Origin of the sequence: Exiguobacterium sp. HVEsp1 (assembly GCF_002009685.1) — a bacterium.
Classification (GTDB): Bacteria; Bacillota; Bacilli; order Exiguobacteriales; family Exiguobacteriaceae; genus Exiguobacterium; species Exiguobacterium profundum.
Genome location: NZ_KV917367.1, coordinates 342,739 through 362,820 on the forward strand (window position 1 = coordinate 342,739; position 20,082 = coordinate 362,820).

A 20,082-nucleotide genomic window follows, 5' to 3' on the forward strand; every position below is an offset into this window, starting at 1 on the left:
GAGAGACGCCACTCGTCTCCCGCAACATGCGTTCCCGATGATTAAGCGCCGTTTTCATCAATCAACATTTGAATGCTGATATTTCGTTCTTCACGCTCTATATCGGTTAATACGTCGTATTTTTTTAACAATGCGTACAATTGATTCACGACTTCTTGCTCGAGTGACCAATTGAGTAACTCTTCTAGCTGAAAATAAAGGTGAGCGGGCATACATTGTGATTGACGCTCTAACCTTCGTGAGACATCCTCTATCGAATGATCTACCGTACTAGGGTCCACGGTTTCATTCAACCTCCTCAACATTCTTAAAGTCTATCTCCCATAATACCAAAAAATCGAAGAAAGCGTTAGAGATACATTTTCTTGTTGGCATTTAGAAAGGTGAAGAGTAACATGAGGCTTAGAATAATAGAAGTGAAGGGGATGTCGTGATGCGGCATAGACTGTCAGCGCGTGAGGTGCGCTTGAAGCGAATCGAGGTACTTTACCGAGTCGTATTTGAAAAACCTGCCCGTTTTATCGCGGGAGGATTTTTACTGGCGATTTTTATCGGGGGCACTCTTTTATATATGCCATTTGCGCAAGAAGAATCGGTTTCTTGGATTGATTGTTTATTTATCGCGACGTCTGCCGGAACGGTCACTGGACTGTCGACAGTCGACATCGGCTCCTCCTTCACCCTGTTTGGTGAATTGGTCATTGTCGCCCTCATTCAAATCGGGGGTCTCGGGTTTATGACGATCGCCTTGATGTTGCTCAGTGTATTAGGGAAGAAAATCGGATTAAAGCAGCGAATCTTGTTACAGGAATCACTGAATTTAGCGGGGCCGGGAGGAACGGTTCGTCTCGTACGGAACATCGTCTTCACGACGGTCATCGTGCAGTTCATCGGGATGTTGTTTTTGACGTTCGAGTTGTTCAGTACAGAGAACTATTCTTTTGGAAAGGCACTTTATTACGGTTTCTTCCATGCAGTGTCTGCCTTCAATAATGCTGGATTCGCATTATTCCCAGACAGTCTCATGTCATTTGAGCAGAACACAGCCATCATTGTGACCATCGCCATCATGATTATGATTGGAGGTCTTGGCTTCACGACGATTGCCGATACCACGGAAAAGAGAGGCTGGAAACGTCTCGCCCTCCATTCGAAAATCATGATTTTGTCACTCTTGGTCATCAATGGTGTCGCTTGGTTCGTCCTCATGATGTTTGAGTGGGTATCGAACGAAGGGGTATTGTACGGTCGATCCCTCGGTGAGGCGTTACACGTAACGTTCTTCCAAGCCGTGACGACACGGACGGCCGGCTTCAATTCCATTGATATCGCGACCATGGCACCAGCCTCAATCGGTTTGATATTGATTCTGATGTATATCGGGGCAGGGGCGGCTTCGACAGGGTCGGGGATCAAAGTGACGACGCTTGCCGTCATCTTTGCGGATATGTGGGCCTTCATCGCAGGGAAGAAAGAAACGGTCATCATGGAGCGGACGATTGATGCGTTTCAAATCAAAAAGGCGTACGTCGTAGCCATCTCAAGTTTCTTGTTCATTATGATAATCACGACACTCGTCATTTTATCGAATGGCCACATTCCGGCGACTGCCATTTTATTCGAAACGGTCTCGGCGTTTGGGACAGTAGGGTTGTCGCTCGGCATCACAGCGGAATTGAATGATGCAGGGAAGGGCTTGATCATGTTCATGATGCTTCTCGGACGTGTCGGGTCGTTGACCATTCTCTTTACCGTCGCACGTCAAGCCGACCGGAAAATTCGCTATCCGAAAGAGAAGATTTTGATTGGTTGAACGTGTGTTTTGGGCTGCATTCCTCATAGAGGGACTGCAGCCTTTTTAAGTGAACGTGGTCAGGAGGCGACATTTTTTGATGGCCTTCATCGTATGAAACGATTGGTATATAATGGGTTGGAAAAGGAATGATCGAGGAGGCTTTTGACTTGTTATCTTGGCTTGGTATGACAAAAGGGGAGAAGACAGGACGCCCCTTCTTCGGGGACGTGTCGAAACGAGCGGTAACGCTTGTGTTACTCTCCTCGTTGATGTTGATGTCTGGTGTGAAGTTGCTATTGGTTTACTTGATTCCGACTGCGTATTTGGAGGATGACATCATTGCGGTTCTTCCTAGTATCGTAGGGCTCCTTGTGGCATTGGTCTATATCCTCGTCCTCGAGCGTCTGCTTCACGATCAAGCGGTGTCTCGTAACGATGTGGATGAGATGTAAACACGTGTACGCTGTGATCGAACGTACACGTGTTCTTTTGGTTCCAATCATAGTTGAAGCCCTGACGAATCAGGGCTTTTTGTGTGCCATGAAATAATGGACAATCTCTGGGAGGTAATCCTGGAGGTCCGGACAAACGATGCCCGTTCCGTCGAGCGCCCGTATCGTTTGTGTCGTGTCATAGTGAACGGGATGTTTAAAGTACTCCAATAGTTCGTGAGGAACCTCGAGCCGTTTGGCACCATTCCAAGCAGTGAATGCCGCGTCGGCAACGGCATGAGGAACGGTCCCGCGAGGAGAGCGCTGAAACATCGTCTCATGCAACATACGATACACCTCGCGTGCGCCGTGTGGGAACGGATCCGTCAAATGGAATGTCCGCTTTAGACCGTTTGGAGAATGCGCTAAGAAAGCGGTCGCTTCTACTACATAATCGTACGGAACGAGGTTTACCTCAACGTTCGCCCGCCCGATGTAAGGGAGTGGGCGCATCTGTTGGAGTTGTGTCATCAATTGTAAGACGAAATAGACACCGTCGAACTTTTTCGTTTCGCCCGTGCGACTATGTCCGATTACGATGCCAGGACGAATGATGGTGATGGGCATGCCTCCCATTTCTCGCGAAACGAGTGCCTCTGCTTCATATTTAGTCGCTTCATAATGATTTTTGAACTGGACTCGGTGCCATAATTCATTTTCATAGACCGTTCCACGACGACGTCCGGCGATATAGGCGGTACTAAAGTACACGTAACGCTTCAATTGTTTCGAGCGTTTGGCGAACGCGGTCACATGCTTGGTCCCGAGGATGTTGACGCGATAGCCGACGTCATACGAAATACTCAAGTCATATGCGGCAGCGAGGTGGAAGACGTAATGGACATCTCGTTCAATGACAGACCGCATGATCGGGTCGAGAATCACTTCGGGTAACGTGATGTCTGCTTCGACAAGGACGAGCTGATGTGGCGCAAGCGACGTCGTTGACAGTAGCGTATCTCGTAGCTCTTCTGCATCACGTTGTTGATTCGGAAGATGCAAGGCATAGATGACTCCGATTTGATGCGGTAACGAAGCGAGGTGTTCAATTAATTTTCCTGCTAAAAAACCAGGGAATCCGGTAAAGGCATAATTGTTCATGACGTTTCCTCCGCTAAGTCTAATGTGAATGTAAAAGTCGACCCTTTCCCGACTGTCGATTCCACTTCGATGCTCCCACCATGTGATTCGATAATTTCTTTACAAATCGACAACCCGAGACCGGTTCCACCAATTTTACGTGTATCCGAATTATCGACCCGATAAAACTTAGTAAACAACTTTTCAAAGGCGTGCTCGGGAATCCCGATTCCAAAATCACGAATGGAGACATGAGCTTGATCGTTGTCTTTTCGGACCCGCACTTCGATTTCCTGTCCATTCGGAGAATATTTGATCGCATTTGAAATCAAATTGACGAGAACTTGCTCGATGCGATCTCGGTCGGCAACGAGATACAAGTCATCATCCGCATGATCGAAATGAATGGTATGATCACTCGTTTCGCGGAAGCGTTCAATCACTTCTAAGACAAGTTCATTCAAAGCGAAATGATCTTGTTTATATTCTTGGTGACCATCTTCCATGCGTTGGATGTCCAAAAAGTCGTTGAGTAGGACGGTCAATCGTTTCGCTTCCCGCGACATCGTCTTCAAGAAGCGCTCTCGTTTTTCAGGCGTCAAATCTCGAGCGAGCATCAATTCAATATATCCCGATAATGAAGAAAGAGGAGTTCTTAGTTCATGTGAGACCGTGCTCACCAGTTCATTTTTAATCTGGTCCATCCGCTCTTCCTCGGTTCGGTTACGAAACACAAACAAGAATCCACTATCCATACCGATTTGTCGTTTTGTATCCATCGTCGTTCCATACATCTCATAGTATTCTTCATCTCGGTCATTCGGCTGTGGGATGGAGAAACGCATCGACACTTCACGCGCCGTCCCGTCGAGAAGTTGATCCATCTTTCGTAGCATCTCGCTCCTGTCACGAGGACGAAACGTGGAGAGGAGCGGGATACGCTCTTGAATTTTGTTTGGAGCAATCCCAGGTAAGTCCATGAGTCGCCTTGCGTGGACGTTCATGAACAAGACACTCCCGTTCGATTCGGTCAAAACGAACGCTTCATTCGATGCTTGTAAGATTGACTGGATGATATCGCGCTGACGGGCGATGGCATTTTTTTCACGTTCGAGCATACGCTCTACTTTTTTACGGTCGCTGATATCACGCATGACCGCGACTCGTAACGTTTGCCCTTGATACGTCACTTCTTTCGGATACACTTCTAGTTCTAAGAACGTTCCATCTTGCCGACGACCAATCACTTCGTATGGCGTTTGAATGTGATTGCGAATGCGTCGCAACACATCGGCCCGGTACCCTTCCGCGATAAACTCGATAGTCTGGCGTCCCATCATTTGCTCTGCAGGGATTTTAAAGATGGATTCCGCTGCCTTGTTCGCATCGAGAATCATCCCATCTTCATGGAACAGAACGGCTTCGATGACCGATTCGGCAAACATGCGATAACGCTGTTCCTTATAACGGAGCTCACGTTTCAACTCAATCTCGGAACTCACATCAAATACGAAGAAAAAGAAGCCGATGAGTTGCTCTTGCTCATAAACGGGATGCATGAACAATTTGCCGATGAAATGTGTCCGATCTTTACATTGAAATTTCCATTCCCGGTCTCCTTTGTCGAGTGCGAGGCGTAACATTTGTTCGAACGATAGCAACCGTTCCGTCTCGTCTTGATAAGCAGAGCGCTTTTCACTTAATTCTCTCGATTCAAATAAAGCGAACGGTGTCATTTCGTAAAGCACTTCATGGGGCGCATAGCCAAACAGTTCCGTGGCCCCCTGATTGAAACGAGTAATCAACAGATTCGCATCCGTCATGATCATCGCCATGTCGAGTTCAGTATGCATCATCGCCTCAAAAGCGTTGTGTTGAATCGTCACGCGTGTATCATGGGGCAATGGCTCAATGGAGAGGATATATTGATTTTCCCACGGAATGGCGTGTACTCGCATCGTTGGCAGTTCATACATCCAAGGCAGTCCTTGTTCCATCCGACGAGACAATTCCATCGTAATCGGTGACTGATTGACCATATGAAAAAGGTTCGAACGTCTCTGTAGATTCTCAGGAAACTGCTCGAGAAACGGACGGTTTGCCTGAACGATTGTTCCATCTTTCTGTATTAACGCAACTCCGTAAGGTAATGCATGAAGTAACTCACTTTGGAGATTGGCATGATTCTCCATGAACAGTCATCCCTCCTTCGCGGTGTCAGACGAGCACATCTTCTATATCATTCGACAGATCCCCCTTTCATTTCCTGCCCTCAAAACAGTAAAGTGAGGGAGAGGAATTGGAAAGGAAAGATGAGCATGATTGGATTACTCATTGGGATCATCGGTGCCATATGTTTATGGTGGTTCGAGGCACCGCTTTGGAGCAGCGTACTGCTTCTCTTGCTTGGAATTGCATGGTTTATATGGAAAGTAAGGCTGTCGACCATCGACCGCATTGATCGGATGGATGGTCGGGAGTTTGAATTATTTTTAGAGGAAGTGTTCACCGCGCTTGGTTACACGGTCACGGTGACTCCAGCATCACGTGACTTTGGTGCTGACTTGTTATTGGAGACACCGGATGGATGGTCGATTGCCGTTCAAGCAAAGCGTTATGAAAAGACGGTCGGACTCGAAGCGGTTCAACAAATTGCAGCGGCCGTTCCCTATTATCAAGCACACGAAGGCTGGGTCGTGACGAACTCGAATTTCACGGACAGCGCATACGAATTGGCGGCGCCAAATCAAGTTCGTCTGATTGCAAGAATGGAGCTTGAAGAACTCTTAAAAGAAGCGGGATATAAGCGATGAGAATAGGCTTGTTCACAAGTTCGACAGAATCCAAATGATGTCGAAAAAAAAGGGTTGTCTTTTTCTTTAAACGATGCAATAATCATCTTCGTCATATGAAATATGTAGTAGTTGAAACGAGATAAAAACTACACAGAGAAACGATTGGGGTTTTCAGTAATACCCGACCGTACACATACAAACAATCACGGTTGGAACGTGCTAGGAGGAAAAAGCGGTGCGCAAATTAATTTATGTAAAAGGTTGCGTCTTTACACAAGGTGAGGCGACCATTTATGACGAGACAAATGATGCGATCGGATCTGTTCACCGCGACGCGGAAGGCAGTGTCCAAGTGCACAATTTGTCTGGACGACAGATCGCTCATGGGAAATACATCCCAAACTGCCAAAAATGGGTCGTGATGAACCATGATGGACAGGCGATTGGTCAATTGAAAGACAAGTTCTCGTTATTCGGGAAAAAGTGTGAGTACAACGTCTATGAACGCGGACTCTTCACGATTCAATATGATGTGGAACGTCACAAGTTTAGCGTTCGCGACAAAGCAGGTAAACTTGTCGCGGAACTACGGAAACAAGAAGACGATACGTTCTGCTTAACGAAAGAAGCCGATCAGTTATCGATGTTCGAACTCCTTTCCGTCTTAAAGACGTTAACGGTCAAATCACGGATGCCGCTCGCAGCATCTGTCTCATAACGATGACGAGCACCGGTCAAGAGACCGGTGTTTTTTGATACGAAAAAACCGTTTCATTAAATGAAACGGTTCAAATAGTGCTTGGCCTCGAGTTCAAGTGTCGTCACCCGATGTGCGTATAGACAAAGCTTCAAGACGTGAATGATATTTGGATGTTCATAGTTCATCTTTTCGAGCGAACGCTTCGCCCGTGTATCGAGAAGGTCGATCGGGCTTGTTGACTTCGCATACTCCGCGTAAAGTCGATAAAAATCAATCGGTTTGATGAAGTCGTCTTCGTCCCGGTCAGGGTTGTTGAAGATGAGCGCCAACAAGGAACTCGTCTCTTCGAGGGAAAAAAGGTGTTTCAAGTCATCAAGGAGATAAATGATTGCCGCTTGATGCAAGGAATACTTTTTACCGATTCGTGGGACACCGATGATTTTACGGACTTCACGCTTCGTCCAGTTTTGAATCGTCGTCGCGGAGAGATGCTCGCCGGTCAATGCGTTAGCGAGGGCGACGATTTGATTAATCGATAAGCCGTTCTTTTCAATATGAAACAAGTGGATTTTTCGAAGCTCTTTTGGGAAATGTTCACGCACGTCTTCAGGGAAGAGGGCGATGGCTCGCTCGATTTCTCCGACCTGCATAAAATGAAGGCAATCTGCCAAAGTTTGAATTGAAGTTGCGTCGCGCATACGGCCACCCTTTCTATCGCCAACAGCGTACGTTGGCTATACAGTCATTTGACCTCATTCTACCAAATGTTTGAAAAGTAAGCTAGGATGGGCACTGATTAAGGTATAATGACGGTATCATACACACTCTATATATGAAGGTGGTCAAGCAATGAATGAATGGATTAGTTCGATTCTTTCCATTGTAGTCGTCCTCGTGTTTCTCGTGGGTCTCGAGCAAGTCGGGAAACGTCTTGGATGGACGGATGAAACGATTCGAAAAAGTGTACATATCGCAGTCGGACATTGGTCGTTACTAGCAGTTTGGTTAATGGATTCATGGTACGTCGCGGCAGTCCCGCTCATCTTCTTCACATTTGCGAATGCGGTCCTTTTGTATAAAAGCCCGTCACCGGTGCATCAAACGGAGCGGAAATCATTCGGGACCGTATACTATCCGATTGCATTGCTCATTATTTTATACTTCTTCTTCGAGTCTGAGCCGATCGCGTTTTTAGCCGGGTCACTCGTCCTCGCCTGGGGGGACGGGATGGCAGCACTCATCGGGCGTAAATATGGGACGGTCGTCTATGATTTATATGGCCAAAAGCGTTCTTTCCAAGGAAGCATCGCCATGTTTCTAAGCTCGTATGCTGTCTTATTTTTATTGTTTTTGTGGAATGATGTCGTCCTTTGGCAAGTGGTAACATATGGGTTTATCATTTCCATCATCGCTACGCTAACTGAAGCGATTTCATATCGAGATTGGGATAACTTTACAATTCCTATCATCGTTGCCATTGCGACATCGCTATTGCTATAAACTAATCATGAATTTGTAAGAAAAACGTTGCTTGTCACGTCCAATAATCATTTGTATACTGTGATTCGTACTGAAACCATTCAGTGACGTGCTCGGAACGAATGAAGTGGGACCGAGACACTGATTAAATAGAACATAAAGGATTGAGTGAACGCATGAGCTTTTTACAGCAACTTCAAATGATCATTCCGGCCGAGCGCGTCCTTCAAGACGAGCCATTGTCGGCACACACATATACAAAACTAGGGGGCAAAGCAGATTACTTCGTGGCTCCACACACGTACGAAGAAGTACAGGCCGTCTTACAACTGGCCCACCAAGAAGCGATGCCGTTTATGATTCTTGGCTTCGGTTCAAACTTGATCGTCCGCGATGGCGGCATCCGTGGAATCGTTTTGAACTTGAATGAACTCAACTCGATTCGTCGGGAAGGGAATCAAATAATTGCCCAGGCAGGAGCAGCGATTATCGACGTCTCACGTCAAGCACTGGCAGAGGGATTATCGGGCCTCGAGTTCGCATGTGGGATCCCTGGGACGGTCGGTGGTGCCGTCTACATGAACGCAGGTGCATACGGCGGAGAAACGAAAGACGTCATCACATCTGCGACGGTGTTGACGCAGGATGGTCAAGTACTTCATTTATCTAAAGATGAACTCGATCTTGACTACCGAACGAGCCGTGTCTCAAAAGAGGGCTTGATCGTACTCGAGGCAACGTTCGAACTAGAACCGAAAAACTATGAATTAATCAAAGAAGTCATGGACGACTTGACGTATAAACGTGAATCGAAACAACCGCTTGAATACCCTTCGTGTGGTAGTGTGTTCAAACGTCCGCCTGGCTATTTTGCCGGCAAGTTGATTCAAGACTCTGGACTGCAAGGGAAACGCATCGGAGGAGCGGAAGTCTCGCTCAAGCATGCTGGGTTCATCGTCAATATCGATGAGGCGACGGCGACAGAGTACATTTCACTCATCCGTCACGTCCAGGCGACCGTTAAAGAGAAATTCGAAGTGGAATTAGAGCCGGAAGTGAAAATCATCGGGGAAGATATCGCCGTTGAGAACGCATAACGCATAATAATGAAGGAATCGGACGATGGCGTTCGGTTTCTTCTTTTTTTATATAGAAAAAGACGATGAGAACGGGCATCTCATCGTCTTAAGGGTTAAGCTTGTGTTTGTTTCGAGACCGCCTCATGGGCAGGAACGAACGGATATTCCAAATCACGTGCAACCGCTTCATACGTGACCGTTCCATTGATGACGTTTAGGCCTTTGAGAAGTGCCTCGTTTTCAAGAAGTGCTGGGAATACGCCTTTTTGCGCACACTCGATGATATATGGCATCGTCGCGTTTGTCAGACCCATTGTCGAAGTGCGTGGCACGGCACCTGGCATGTTAGCGACAGCGTAGTGTTGCACGCCATAACGCTCATACGTTGGCGCATCATGCGTCGTGATATGGTCGATCGTCTCACAAATCCCACCTTGGTCGATGGCGACGTCGACGATGACCGAACCAGACGACATGCGCTGTACCATTTCTTCCGTGACGAGTTTCGGTGCTTTTGCTCCTGGAATGAGCACGGCACCAATCACAAGGTCACTCTCAGCCACTTGTTTCGCAATGTTGTATTTATTTGAGATCAACGTATTGATTGTGTTTCCGAACAAGTCGTCGATTTGACGAAGACGAGCCGGGCTAATGTCCATCAACGTCACGCTCGCCCCAAGACCAATTGCGATTCGAGCTGCATTCGTTCCAACGACACCGCCTCCGATGACCGTGACGTTCGCACGAGGCACGCCTGGGAGACCAGACATCAAGATTCCTTTTCCACCATGTGGTTTTTCAAGGATTTGAGCTCCGATTTGCGCAGCCATACGTCCTGCCACTTCACTCATCGGTGTGAGGAGTGGTAACGTGCGATCCACTTCTACTGTCTCGTAGGCGATGGCTGTAATCCCAGAATCGACGAGCGCTTTCGTTAATTCTGGCTCTGCCGCAAGGTGTAAATAGGTGAAGAGCGTCAAGTCAGGACGGAAGTATTGATACTCAGACGGCTGTGGTTCTTTTACTTTGAGAGCGAGTTCGACGCCTTCCCAAACTTCTTTCGCCGTTTCAAGAATCGTTGCACCGGCATCAATATATTCCATATTCGTGAATCCGCTACCGAGACCGGCATTCGTTTCGACGAATACATCATGACCAAGCTCCGTTAACATAAATGCACCCATCGGTGTTAAGGCCACCCGATTTTCATTGTTTTTAATCTCTTTTAATACCCCGATTTTCATGGAACATTCCCCTTTCATTCCGTTGACACAATTTGTTCACACCCCTAGTATAGACCCATTTGAAAACGCTGTCTTTAGCATGGATTCTAAAAACAAAGGCGCTCACTTTGTGAAAAATCACAAAGTGAGCGTCTAGTCTTCTAATCGATATTGACCAGCCTTAATGGCTAAATAAATCATGGATCTTTCTGGTAAGGAAACTTGTGTGATATTCGTCAACTCTTCGATGCGGCGAATCCGGTACAGAACGGTATTCGGATGAATATGAAGATGAGCGGCGACTCGTTTGACGTTCCCATCAAAATAAAAATACCATTCGAGCGTCTTCACGAGTTCGGTCTGATGGGATGAATCATAATGCTGCAACCGTTCGACTGTCGGGTGGGTCTCCAGTCGGAGTCCGATACGGCGAGCGAGTTCCGGGACGAGTTGATAAATACCGATCTGCTCGAAGGCACGGGAAGTCGATAGTTCGAGCGGGAACTTGCGACGCAGCGTGGTAACCCGTCGCGCTTCTTCGGCTGCGGCATATAACATGTCACTTTCGAAAAAACGTCGGCTGATGCCAAGATGTGGTTCGGATTCGCTGAACTTGTCTTGAAGCAATTGTTCAAACCGTTCCGCCCAGGCTATGAGTACAGTCTCTTCATCGGAGAGTTCAGACTTCATATAATGCCAGACGAGTAGCTGCTGACCGTCGATGGCATGTAAAACGACTTCAATTGACTCTTGCGTCGCAAGCACATAGTGAAGGCGTTCCGCAAGTTGAGGGGTGATCGGTTGAGCACATTCGATGACCGTCAACCGACTGGCAACAGCGATCGGAGCAAGTTCGTTCAATCGTTCGCGATTCGCATCTGTCAGGGTCGGGGAAGCGAGGACATCTAATAAAAAGCGTTCGAGCTCGGCGCTGATTCGTCGCTCGTGCATCGCGATGGTCATAAGTAGCTTTTTGGCGATGGTCGCCCCTTCTTGCAAGATGGCTAATTCTTGAGTGCTGAACGGATTTGTCCGAGCTAAGCTCCAAATATAGCCGAGTACTTCATCATGTTGTTTGATGACGATTGCGGCGCGTTCCCCAAGACCGACGGCGAGACGGGCCGGGATGACGACCGGTTCATCTTGGTCGATGACTTCTTGTAAAATACCACTCTCCCATAGGTCTTCGATGACAGCTTCTGGGACACGACGCCCGATGATGGTCGCAATCCTGGCCGGGTCGGTCGAATCAGGATGTGTACTATAAGCGAGCAACTGGTGGTGGCGATTCTCAATCGTGATCGGTGCTCGAATCGCTTGACCAATCGCTTCGGCGAGTGTATCGAGAGACTCATAAGATTTCTGCAAAAAAGGCATGTCGATTCCTCCTCTCTCTTGAGTATACCGTCTTCTTTGTGAAACTTCACAAAAAGAATCAAGAGTGTGAGAAATGACATACCTTCTGCGATTACATTGGGAAAAACAGTCCGACGACGAGACCGAGTAACGCTCCGACAATGACTTGGAACGGCGTATGGCCGACGAGTTCATTCAAGAGTGGGGTCTCATGTTTAATTCCTTTGAAATAATCGTTCAAGAGCCGTGCTTGGAAACCGACCGCCTGCCGAACTCCGGTCGCATCATACATGACGATAGTGGCAAAGACGACAGCGAGAGCGAATAGACTCGAGTCAATGCCTTCCATTCGCCCAATCGCGGTAGCGAGTGCGACGACGGTAGACGAGTGCGAACTTGGCATGCCTCCTGAAGCGAACATGATTTCAATTTCAAAATCTCTTGTTTTAATGAGTTCAGTTACGAGCTTAGCCGCTTGGGCGATAAACCAAGCGAGAATCGCAGCGAGTAAAGGTTCGTTAAACATGCGTGCATTCACTTCCTGTCTGACATAGTATCTTCACTATACCCGAAAGAGGCGCAAGCTAGACGTTAAGATTTCGTCAAAAAAAGATGTCTTGGACACGTTCTCCAAGACATCTTCTGGTCGATTTTTGTTACCCGACTACTCCTTCAGTCTCCTGAAGTTTCTCTGCAATGTTATCGATGATATAACGGTTGCGTGGGTGTTCTTGACACTCCTTCGAGCATGAACGCATTTGTTTCGGTTCACACTCTTCACAACAGAAATGCTGTGCATTGCACTCCGGGTTGGCACAATTAACGTAACGAACCGTCTCTGTCCCACAGTGCATACAGTGTGAGACGACAGATGGGTTCACGGAGTTAACCGGGACATTGATCCGCTCGTCAAAGACATAGAGCTCGCCTTCCCAGTCTTCTCCTTTTGTCGCTTCATCTTTTCCATACATCGCGACACCACCTTTAAGGTGGAAGATGTTGTCGTGACCTCGGTCACGCATATATGCTGTAAATTTCTCGCAACGGACGCCACCGGTACAGTACGTGAGAAGTGTTTTCCCTTCGTAGAGGTCCTTGTTCTCTTCGAGCCATTCCGGCATGTAACGTGAAGCCTCTACATCGATTTTGATCGCATTTTTAAAGTGACCAAGTTCGTACTCGTAGTTGTTACGAACGTCGAGGATGACGACATCATCACGATTCATCATCTCTTTCCATTCTGCTGGTTCGAGGTATGCACCGTGTTGTTTCGGTACATCAAACTCGCCATCAAAGCGCCACGTCACGAGCTCTTTCTTGTGACGGACAAAAATTTTCTTGAAGGCATGCTCTTCGACTTCATCGATTTTGAACTCGATATCGCTGAAGAGAGGGTTTGCTTTCAAGTCATTCATGTACTGCTCGGTTTGCTCCCAAGTACCAGAGCACGTCCCGTTGATTCCTTCGGAGGAAATCAAGATGCGTCCTTTGATGCCGAGGTCCTTACAATACTTCAAATGTTCTTGCGTGAGTGTTTCTGGGTCTTCGATGTTGACGTACTTATAGTACAGCAAGACCCGCATTGGTTTTGTTTCCATGTTGTGTTGCTCCCCTGTGTTCAGTTTTTTGCAGGAAAACGAACGTTGGGTTGTGTCGTTCGACGAATAGACTTGCCTGCAACCACAAGTCCATTATTATATGATAAATATCACGACGAATTTTCGCAAATGGTTTTTAATTTTTTTTGACGAATGCAGGGAGATGCGTCTTGTAAATCGAATTCGGGTAATAGAGTAGTAACGAAAGTTGAAGGTGGAACGACTATGCTTAATTCTCTCCAACAGTACATCATCCAATTGATTGAATGGCTTCAAAGTTTGCCTGGTGGTCCATGGGCTGGACTCGGTGCACCGTTTTTAGAAGCGATTTTTCCATTTTTACCACTCGTCTTAATCATCTCTGCCAATGCAGCGACATACGGCTTTCTGTTAGGCGTTCTCTTATCCTGGATCGGGAACCTTCTTGGAACCATCGTCGTTTTTGCGGCTGTCCGTTACGTTTTCCGCAAACCGATGACGCGCTGGCTCGAAAAACATAAGGCGGCGGTCTATTGGTTGGAACGAATCAATCATATGAGTCCGATCTCGCTCGGATTCTTATATTCTCTCCCGTTCATCCCGGTCAGTTTGATCACGTATTTATTGGCGCTCATTCAGATGCCGCTCCGTACGTTCATCATGGCGGCAGGATTCGGGAAACTGCTCGTCGTCGTGATTTTCTCTGTCATCGGGGACCAATGGGAAGAATTTATCCAAAGTCCATTTCGTTTATCGATGCTCGGTCTACTTTTGGTCGCATTATGGGCCATCAGCCGGGGGCTAGAAGAAGTGCTCAAACGACGCGCGTTCAAGAAACGGAACGAGCAATTGAAACAAGAGATGGTCACGAAACGACAAACACCCCTTTGAACAAGGGGGTGTTTTCACTTATGACTGTTTTTTAAAACGTGGGAAATTGAATGCGATGGCGATTCCTCCACAAACAAAGAGAAGGAACGGATAAAACATGAACGGGACGAGGTCCGGCGAAGCGGTCTTCGTCAACTCTGCGGCGATGAGTAATTGAGCTCCATATGGGAGAATTCCTTGTACACCACATGAGAAGATATCGAGTACGCTCGCTGATTTCTTCCGTTCGATGTCATATTCGTCCGCAATGTTCGCTGCAAGTGGTCCGGCTACGAGAATGGAAATCGTATTGTTTGCCGTCGCCACGTTCGTCGCACTGACAAGTCCGGCGATGCTCCACTCGGCACCGGCACGTTTTTGAATACGGGATGTCAACGCGTCACGTAAATACGTGAGTCCGCCGTTGTGTGAGATGAGACCGACGAGTCCACCCATGAGTAATGTCAGGAATGAAATTTCGGCCATGCCAATCATCCCGTCCGCAATAGCTGTCACAAACGCCGTGACGGATAGGCTTCCATCTAGGAGACCGATGATGCCGGTGAGCGTGATGCCACCTAACAGAACCAAAATGACGTTCAGTCCTGTCAATGCGAGTCCGATGACGGCAAGATACGGAATCAGTTTGTACCATTCGAATGCGGCGACATCGACCGTTGACTCCCCATTTGACAAGACGGCGAGTAAAACCGTCGTGATGATAGCGGCCGGTAACACGATCCAGAAGTTCGTGCGGAATTTATCACGCATGTTCGTTCGTTGCGTCCGGACGGCAGCGATGGTCGTGTCTGAGATGAACGAGAGATTGTCCCCGAACATCGCCCCTCCGACAACGGCTGCGGCAGCGATGGCGACATTGACGCCACTCTCTTCATGGATACCGAGGGCGATCGGTGCAAGTGCCGCAATTGTACCCGTCGACGTTCCCATCGCCATTGAAATGAAGGCGGCGATGACGAAGAGTCCGCTCAAGAGAAGCGAAGGTGGTAATAGAGTCAAGGCGGCGTTGACCGTTGCATCGATTGCCCCGATGGCTTCCGCTACCGTTGAAAAGGCGCCAGCCAGTAAGAAAATGAAAATCATGATGATGATGCCCGGATTGCCGGCTCCTTGCGCGATGCGCTCGACGGTTTGGGTGGCACTTCCTTTTGTCATGAATGCCGCAACCATCAAGGCGATGATGGCTGCGACGAGTACCGGAAACTTATAAAAGTCTCCGTAATAGACACCCGCCCCGATGAAGAAGAGTAAGAAGACGAGTAACGGCAAGAGTGCCCATTTGTTTGCTGTTGGTTGTTCCAAAATAATCACCTCACTAAAAAAATAAAAAGGACCCTTTTCTGAGAAAAAAGGTCCTTCGTGCGAAATACCCTTTTCATCTTTCGAGCAATACGCCCGCTGGATTTGGCACAGGTTCCCCGCTGCCGAGACTTCACAGGGCCAGTCCCTCCGTCTCTCTCGATAAAAAGTGAATCTATCCAATTAGTAAACACGTTCCCTAACGTACCTGTTTCAAATCTGCTTGTCAACTTAAAAACTCCCCAATTCGATGTGAGAAAGGGGAGTTTACGTCGTTAAATTGTTGAAGTGCGCCACGCGGTTACGTCCCGCGTATTTACCACCGACATATAGCGCACGGTCCGCGTTTCGAATCGTATCGTCTAATCGCTTATTTCCAAACGCATCGATTGTATCGACCCCGATGGACGCGGTCACAGAAACCTCGTGATGATCGACAAGGAACGGTTTCGCTTCGATTTGCTGGCGAATTCTTTCTGCAATGTCAACGGCTTGAGACATGTCACAATGATTGAGAAGCAAGATAAATTCTTCCCCACCATAACGGGCGGCGAAGTCATCAGCACGAAGGACTTGCCGGATACGTCGACCAAATTCCTGTAACACTTGGTCACCGACTTGATGGCCATACGTATCATTGATTTTTTTAAAGAAATCGATGTCGAGCATGGCGACCGAGATTGGATACATCGAGATGTCGGATATTTGTTGAATTCCGTATTCGTAGAAGGCGCGGGCATTGGCGAGAAGGGTCAAACTGTCCGTCCGGCTCTCGGTATACAGACGATCTCGTTCATGACAGCGGCTGATGGTCCGGTTGAACGACTTGAGCAACTTGATGATTTCATGTTGGATAATCTTCGGATACCCATATATAGGTTCTCCTGTCATCACGATCCATGTTCGGATTCCCTCGATCTCTTCCGAACGAATCGAGACGAAGCTGTGGTAGTCGTCATGAAAAGCGTCAGACAATGAAGCATCCCACTCAAATCGCATCTCGTAGTCAAGGACCGGCTCGACAGGTTGACTGATATCCAGTAGCGCAAATACGACGGGGCGATCAATCGGTTGACGTGTCTTCAAGTCGAAGTAGAGTGTGCGATCAAAAAGTTTGAACTCGATATATCCTTCATTGTAATGGTTCAATTGTTCACACTGACTTAAAAAGACTTCAATGGCTTGTGCTTCGCTCTGTGATAAAGAGACGGCTTCTTTCGCTTCGTCGTACTGTTCAATCAGAGATTTATACGCATCCTGTCGTCCCTTTTGAATGAGAAGTCGTTTGATGAAGAAGGTCAACGCTGCCGCGATGCTACTGACGACAAGTAAATTCGTCTCTCGGAAGAACGCTGCCGCTAAGATGAAGATCAAACTGACGACATATGTGTAGAAAGCGATTTTCATGAAGTCGCTCAATGCGATATCGACGCGGAACCACCATCTCACCTGATATTTTTGAAATACGGTATTTAACAAGATAGCAAAGAATAACCCGGCAAGCGGTACAAACGATTCTTGCGAATAAAAATCAAGGCCGGTTACCCCACCGAGGGCGAGATAGACGGTAGCGGGAATGACAATTTCTAAGTATGCCGTAATCGCGTTCCATGGATAGGTGAAGCGGAATCGGCGTATGGCGACTTTTGGTCTCAGATTGGCGAACTGAAAGACGAATAATCCAATCTGGTTGACGATGAGTGCGGTTTCAAATCCAAAGAATAGAAATAGAATTAATACAATACTCTCAGAGAATGTGAAGTACACACCTTTGACTTCGATTGAATCGAGTTGAAAGATGATGACAAGTAATGAGATTAAAATAAAGGACAACGGATCGATGGTCGGGGCGTGCAGCACATCCAATGCAAATAATCCGATGGTGAAGCAGAACAAAACACTCCATATACTCCAACCGAGCACGGACATCTTGCGAAAGTGGTTCATGTGTTCCCTCCTAGCATGGGACATTTCAAGATATAATAGTAAAGATTCGTCATGATTTCTTGCGAGTCCTGCCTTTCTTTTATCATGCTTGAATTCTAGCATTGAGTATACAGGGAATATCCTCTATAATGAAGTTGCTTTTCAACCGCATAGACGAAAGTCGATGAAAAAGAGAGTAACGATGGTTTAGTCAACAAAGCGACCTGGGGATTGGTGAGAGCCTGGGCTGACAAACGTCGCGAAACGCACTTTTGAGATGCTATCCGAAACGAGAGTAGGCATAGCCGGAGGGAACCGTTATCACCATAAAGCGGTCTGCATCATGCAGGCAAGAAGAGTGGTACCGCGGGAATTCCCGTCTCTTTGCATCTATGCAAAGGGCGTTTTTTTTATGAGTTGTTATTGAAGAAGGAGGACATACAGATGAGTTATGAACGCAAATATGCAGAAGCACTATCCCGTGTCATCGGTGAAGAACTCACGATTGACCAAATTGAAGCATTGATTGAGAAGCCAAAACACGAGGCGCACGGTGATCTCGCGTTCCCGTGTTTCCAATTGGCGAAAGCTTACCGAAAAGCACCTGTCATGATTGCGACAGATATCGCAAATGAATTGAACGATGAATTGTTCACGAAAGTGGAGGCGGCGGGACCTTACGTCAACGTCTTCTTGAGCCGTGATGTCGTATCAAAAGAAATCATCAACACCGTACTTGAGGAAAAATCGGAATATGCGACACACGAAGCACGCAATGAAACGATTGTGACGGACTTCTCGTCACCAAACATTGCGAAGCCGTTCTCGATGGGTCACTTGCGTTCGACGGTGATTGGGAATGCGATCAACCAAATCGCACGTAAAAACGGATATGACGTCGTCGGCGTCAACCACCTTGGGGACTGGGGCACTCAGTTCGGGAAATTGATGGTCGCCTACAAGAAGTGGGGCGATGAGGAAGCGGTACGCGCCAATCCAATCGCAGAACTCTTGAAATTATACGTCCATTTCCACGAAGAGGCGAAGACACAACCAGAACTCGAAGACGAAGGCCGTGCTTGGTTCAAAAAGCTTGAAGATGGTGATGCGGAAGCGACAGAGCTTTGGCAGTGGTTCCGTGACGAGTCGCTCAAAGAGTTCCAAAAAGTATATGACCTCCTTGGAGTGAAATTCGAAAGTTTCAACGGGGAAGCGTTCTATAATGATAAAATGGGACGCGTCGTCGAGATGCTAGAAGCGAAAAACCTCTTAGTGGAAAGTGAAGGGGCGATGGTCGTCTCGCTCGAAGAGGAGAACTTGCCACCTTGCTTGATCAAGAAAAAAGATGGCGCGACGTTGTACGCGACACGTGATTTGGCAGCGGCAATCTATCGTTACGAGACGTACAACTTCGTTCAAGCGAACTATGTCGTCGGTGGCGAACAGGCGCTACATTTCAAACAACTCTTCTCGGTCCTTCGTAAGCTTGGATATGACTTTGTTGATGGCATGCATCACGTGCCGTTCGGCTTGATCTTGCAAGAAGGGAAAAAGATGTCGACACGTAAAGGACGCATCGTTCTTCTTGAAGAAGTGTTGAAAGAAGCAATCGAAAAAGCACAGGCGAACATCGAACAGAAGAACCCGGATCTTGCGAACGCAGAAGACGTCGCACGCATGGTCGGTGTCGGCGCGGTCGTCTTCCACGATTTGAAAAACGAACGCATCAACAACATCGAGTTTGATCTCGACAGCATGCTCAAGTTCGAAGGGGAGACAGGACCTTACGTCCAATACACGAATGCTCGTGCAAACTCACTCCTCCGTAAAGGGAACTACGATGGTTCATCGTTCACTGGTGCAGACGATGATTACTCATGGGGTGTCGTCACGATGCTCAACGCGTTCCCGCACGTCATCACACGTGCGCATGAACGTCGCGAACCATCCATCATCAGCCGTTATGTACTTGACCTCGCGCAAGCGTTCAACAAGTACTACGGTCACGTCCGCGTCCTAGAGGAAGATGCGAGCAAACAATCGCGTCTCGCTCTCGTCAAGGCAGTGACGCTCGTATTGACAGAAGGGCTCCGTTTACTCGGTGTCGAAGCGCCGGAAGAAATGTAAGACAGACGAAAGGACCTCAAAAAATTGAGGCCCAGCTTGTTGACTAACATAAATCATATCGCTTCGGAGTCGGGACGCCGTCGGGCGAGCAACGCAAACGGTCGTCATCTGACGGCCGTTTGTCTTTTTCTAAGGCCTCGATGGCCGAAAAAATCATCAAAAGAAGGAATCCGACATGTAACGCTTCAATCCTGAAAACGACATGAAGCGAACCAGACGGAATCGAGAAGGTTCAACGCGCCAATCTGGCTTCAGTCACTGTAC

General features: G+C 47.6%; 18 protein-coding genes, 1 riboswitch and 1 other annotated feature. Of the genes, 8 read left to right on the forward strand and 10 right to left on the reverse strand.

The window, feature by feature from the left end; translation table 11 throughout:
• Positions 1–41: 41 nt before the first annotated feature.
• The gene (locus BV910_RS01720; RefSeq protein WP_230235447.1) at positions 42–293 is read right to left on the reverse strand and encodes a hypothetical protein; all 252 of its coding nucleotides are present in this window, start codon (positions 291–293) and stop codon (positions 42–44) included.
• 140 nt (positions 294–433) lie between these two features.
• Between BV910_RS01720 and BV910_RS01725 the strand changes: the two genes are divergently transcribed.
• The gene (locus BV910_RS01725) at positions 434–1,813 is read left to right on the forward strand and encodes a TrkH family potassium uptake protein (RefSeq protein ID WP_078146130.1); all 1,380 of its coding nucleotides are present in this window, start codon (positions 434–436) and stop codon (positions 1,811–1,813) included.
• Between the two features lie 149 nt (positions 1,814–1,962).
• A complete protein-coding gene (locus BV910_RS01730) occupies positions 1,963–2,247 on the forward strand; it encodes a hypothetical protein (RefSeq protein ID WP_078146131.1) in 285 nt (94 codons plus the stop codon).
• Positions 2,248–2,316: 69 nt separating this feature from the next.
• On the opposite strand, the gene BV910_RS01735 is transcribed toward BV910_RS01730, so the two are convergent.
• Both BV910_RS01735 and BV910_RS01740 read right to left on the reverse strand, forming a co-directional pair.
• Positions 2,317–3,387, reverse strand: a complete 1,071-nt coding sequence (locus BV910_RS01735) for an SDR family oxidoreductase (protein ID WP_078146132.1) — start codon at positions 3,385–3,387, stop codon at positions 2,317–2,319.
• Positions 3,384–5,558 carry a PAS domain-containing sensor histidine kinase gene (locus BV910_RS01740; protein ID WP_078146133.1) on the reverse strand — a complete coding sequence of 725 codons (2,175 nt, stop codon included), beginning with the start codon at positions 5,556–5,558 and terminating at the stop codon, positions 3,384–3,386. The genes BV910_RS01735 and BV910_RS01740 overlap by 4 nt, the downstream gene beginning before the upstream one ends.
• A 126-nt stretch (positions 5,559–5,684) precedes the next feature.
• Here BV910_RS01740 and BV910_RS01745 point away from each other — a divergent pair, with 126 nt between their 5' ends.
• Positions 5,685–6,179, forward strand: coding sequence for a restriction endonuclease (locus BV910_RS01745; RefSeq protein ID WP_015880505.1), 495 nt, complete (start codon positions 5,685–5,687; stop codon positions 6,177–6,179).
• Positions 6,180–6,396: 217 nt separating this feature from the next.
• Entirely contained in the window at positions 6,397–6,879 is a 483-nt protein-coding gene (locus BV910_RS01750; protein WP_015880506.1) for an LURP-one-related family protein, read from the forward strand.
• Between the two features lie 56 nt (positions 6,880–6,935).
• On the opposite strand, the gene BV910_RS01755 is transcribed toward BV910_RS01750, so the two are convergent.
• Entirely contained in the window at positions 6,936–7,559 is a 624-nt protein-coding gene (locus tag BV910_RS01755; RefSeq protein WP_015880507.1) for a DUF1836 domain-containing protein, read from the reverse strand.
• 151 nt (positions 7,560–7,710) lie between these two features.
• Here BV910_RS01755 and BV910_RS01760 point away from each other — a divergent pair, with 151 nt between their 5' ends.
• Together BV910_RS01760 and murB are read left to right on the forward strand one after the other, a co-directional pair.
• Entirely contained in the window at positions 7,711–8,361 is a 651-nt protein-coding gene (locus BV910_RS01760; protein WP_015880508.1) for a diacylglycerol/polyprenol kinase family protein, read from the forward strand.
• Positions 8,362–8,516: 155 nt separating this feature from the next.
• Positions 8,517–9,437, forward strand: coding sequence for a UDP-N-acetylmuramate dehydrogenase (gene murB, locus BV910_RS01765; protein ID WP_078146134.1), 921 nt, complete (start codon positions 8,517–8,519; stop codon positions 9,435–9,437).
• 95 nt (positions 9,438–9,532) lie between these two features.
• Here the strand turns inward: murB and ald are convergent, their stop codons facing one another.
• From ald to trhO, 4 genes are all read right to left on the reverse strand, one after another.
• Positions 9,533–10,663, reverse strand: a complete 1,131-nt coding sequence (gene ald / locus BV910_RS01770) for an alanine dehydrogenase (RefSeq protein ID WP_078146135.1) — start codon at positions 10,661–10,663, stop codon at positions 9,533–9,535.
• A 132-nt stretch (positions 10,664–10,795) separates the two neighbouring features.
• On the reverse strand, positions 10,796–12,019 hold the full coding sequence (locus BV910_RS01775; RefSeq protein ID WP_078146136.1) for a PucR family transcriptional regulator: 1,224 nt from the start codon (positions 12,017–12,019) through the stop codon (positions 10,796–10,798).
• A gap of 91 nt (positions 12,020–12,110) precedes the next feature.
• Positions 12,111–12,536: a divergent PAP2 family protein gene (locus BV910_RS01780; protein WP_143180200.1), complete on the reverse strand. Its 426-nt coding sequence runs from the start codon at positions 12,534–12,536 to the stop codon at positions 12,111–12,113.
• A gap of 118 nt (positions 12,537–12,654) precedes the next feature.
• Positions 12,655–13,596: an oxygen-dependent tRNA uridine(34) hydroxylase TrhO gene (trhO, locus tag BV910_RS01785; RefSeq protein ID WP_078146137.1), complete on the reverse strand. Its 942-nt coding sequence runs from the start codon at positions 13,594–13,596 to the stop codon at positions 12,655–12,657.
• 225 nt (positions 13,597–13,821) lie between these two features.
• Here trhO and BV910_RS01790 point away from each other — a divergent pair, with 225 nt between their 5' ends.
• Positions 13,822–14,466 (forward strand): TVP38/TMEM64 family protein, encoded by a 645-nt coding sequence (locus BV910_RS01790; RefSeq protein ID WP_078146138.1) that lies wholly within the window; start codon positions 13,822–13,824, stop codon positions 14,464–14,466.
• A gap of 18 nt (positions 14,467–14,484) precedes the next feature.
• Here the strand turns inward: BV910_RS01790 and BV910_RS01795 are convergent, their stop codons facing one another.
• Positions 14,485–15,771: a Na+/H+ antiporter NhaC family protein gene (locus BV910_RS01795; protein WP_035387939.1), complete on the reverse strand. Its 1,287-nt coding sequence runs from the start codon at positions 15,769–15,771 to the stop codon at positions 14,485–14,487.
• Positions 15,772–15,838: 67 nt separating this feature from the next.
• Positions 15,839–15,934, reverse strand: a riboswitch (SAM riboswitch).
• A 98-nt stretch (positions 15,935–16,032) separates the two neighbouring features.
• The gene (locus tag BV910_RS01800; protein ID WP_078146139.1) at positions 16,033–17,712 is read right to left on the reverse strand and encodes a GGDEF domain-containing protein; all 1,680 of its coding nucleotides are present in this window, start codon (positions 17,710–17,712) and stop codon (positions 16,033–16,035) included.
• 154 nt (positions 17,713–17,866) lie between these two features.
• Positions 17,867–18,078, forward strand: a binding site (T-box leader).
• Between the two features lie 57 nt (positions 18,079–18,135).
• Here BV910_RS01800 and argS point away from each other — a divergent pair.
• Positions 18,136–19,818 (forward strand): arginine--tRNA ligase, encoded by a 1,683-nt coding sequence (argS, locus tag BV910_RS01805; RefSeq protein WP_078146140.1) that lies wholly within the window; start codon positions 18,136–18,138, stop codon positions 19,816–19,818.
• The last annotated feature ends 264 nt before the right edge of the window (positions 19,819–20,082 follow it).

What these genes read in the sequence shown, in the direction of transcription:
- BV910_RS01725 (WP_078146130.1), top strand. Translation starts at nt 434, where the DNA reads ATGCGGCATAGACTGTCAGCGCGTGAGGTGCGCTTGAAGCGAATCGAG.
- BV910_RS01735 (WP_078146132.1), bottom strand. Translation starts at nt 3,387, where the DNA reads ATGAACAATTATGCCTTTACCGGATTCCCTGGTTTTTTAGCAGGAAAA.
- BV910_RS01740 (WP_078146133.1), bottom strand. Translation starts at nt 5,558, where the DNA reads ATGGAGAATCATGCCAATCTCCAAAGTGAGTTACTTCATGCATTACCT.
- BV910_RS01745 (WP_015880505.1), top strand. Translation starts at nt 5,685, where the DNA reads ATGATTGGATTACTCATTGGGATCATCGGTGCCATATGTTTATGGTGG.
- BV910_RS01755 (WP_015880507.1), bottom strand. Translation starts at nt 7,559, where the DNA reads ATGCGCGACGCAACTTCAATTCAAACTTTGGCAGATTGCCTTCATTTT.
- BV910_RS01760 (WP_015880508.1), top strand. Translation starts at nt 7,711, where the DNA reads ATGAATGAATGGATTAGTTCGATTCTTTCCATTGTAGTCGTCCTCGTG.
- murB (WP_078146134.1), top strand. Translation starts at nt 8,517, where the DNA reads ATGAGCTTTTTACAGCAACTTCAAATGATCATTCCGGCCGAGCGCGTC.
- ald (WP_078146135.1), bottom strand. Translation starts at nt 10,663, where the DNA reads ATGAAAATCGGGGTATTAAAAGAGATTAAAAACAATGAAAATCGGGTG.
- BV910_RS01775 (WP_078146136.1), bottom strand. Translation starts at nt 12,019, where the DNA reads ATGCCTTTTTTGCAGAAATCTTATGAGTCTCTCGATACACTCGCCGAA.
- trhO (WP_078146137.1), bottom strand. Translation starts at nt 13,596, where the DNA reads ATGGAAACAAAACCAATGCGGGTCTTGCTGTACTATAAGTACGTCAAC.
- BV910_RS01790 (WP_078146138.1), top strand. Translation starts at nt 13,822, where the DNA reads ATGCTTAATTCTCTCCAACAGTACATCATCCAATTGATTGAATGGCTT.
- BV910_RS01800 (WP_078146139.1), bottom strand. Translation starts at nt 17,712, where the DNA reads ATGAACCACTTTCGCAAGATGTCCGTGCTCGGTTGGAGTATATGGAGT.
- argS (WP_078146140.1), top strand. Translation starts at nt 18,136, where the DNA reads ATGAGTTATGAACGCAAATATGCAGAAGCACTATCCCGTGTCATCGGT.